This window comes from Bradyrhizobium sp. P5_C11_2 (assembly GCF_054049755.1).
Genome location: NZ_JBFULT010001071.1, coordinates 1 through 1117, shown reverse-complemented (window position 1 = coordinate 1117; position 1117 = coordinate 1). Strand labels below are relative to the sequence as shown.

General features: G+C 60.7%; 1 protein-coding gene and 1 pseudogene. Both read left to right on the top strand.

The window, feature by feature from the left end:
• Window positions 1-795 (top strand): TonB-dependent receptor domain-containing protein (locus ACXJL8_RS41740; RefSeq protein WP_456687111.1); only part of this gene is annotated, 795 nt, incomplete at its 5' end.
• A 26-nt stretch (window positions 796-821) separates the two neighbouring features.
• Window positions 822-1117, top strand: a pseudogene (locus ACXJL8_RS41735) (exo-alpha-sialidase); the annotation flags it as partial.

The following is a 1117-nucleotide window of genomic DNA, read 5'->3' as shown; positions in this document are numbered from 1 at the left end:
ACGGGATACGGCACGCCGCAGGTTTCGAACCTGTTTGTCCTGGCGAATGGGCTGTCGGGCAACAATACACAGCTCCAGGCCCAGAAAAATCTGGGCTACGATCTCGGTTTCGACTGGACACCKAACAACACGCTCAAGGTCAGCGCGACCGGCTTCTACGAGTTCTTCCGCGACGAACTCGTATCGCAGGCAACGCCTGTCAATTCACCCAACACGAGCTATACGTTCAACGCACCGCGCTCGGAGCATCGCGGCATCGAGCTCGCGGCTGACTGGAAGTTCTATCCGGGCTGGCGGTTCACGGCGGCGTACACCTATCTCGACGAGGTCTACACCGAGTATGTCGAGAACATCACCAATGGCGCGGTGTTCAGCTTCAATCGGGCCGGCAACAAGATCCCCGGCATCTCGCCCAACGAGCTGACGGCCCGGGTCGGTTACGACGAGTTTGCCGGGCCGCTGGCTGGCCTTGGAGGCTTCGTGGAGGTCCAGTGGAAGGACTCCTTCTACATGGACAATGCAAATCTGCTGAAGGCGCCGGGTTACGAACTGGTCAATGTGAACGTCCACTACAAGACCGACCTGGTGTCCGACACCTTTAGATCCCTGAACCTGTTTCTCGAAGTCAGGAACGTGTTCGACCGCACCTATGTTGCCTCGGCAAACAACATCGCCAATACGGTGACGGCGGCCGGCCTTCAAAATCCTGCGAGCGTGCTCGCAAACACGACTGGATCGATCTACGCGGGCTCGCCGCGCCTGTTCGTTGCAGGTATGAAGGTGGCGTTCAGATGATGCGGGCTCTCGAAGGGAGTAGGGCCATGGTCCGAACTGGCTTGCTCGGGATAGTCGCTTTCGCGCTCCTGCCGGGCCTGGCGCTGGCGCAGATGCATGGTCAGCATGCATCCGAAGCCGCGTGCGAAGAGCCGACGCTGCGTTGTGCAAGCAAGGTGACGCCGGCCTTCGGTCCGGACGGGACGCTGTGGCTTGTCTGGATGGCGGGCGGGCAGGTCTCCGTCGCAAGTTCGCAGGATGCAGGGCGCAGCTTCTCGACGCCCAGCCAGGTTACGACGAAGAGGCTGAATCTTGATTGGGGGCCGGATGCGCGGCCGAAGAT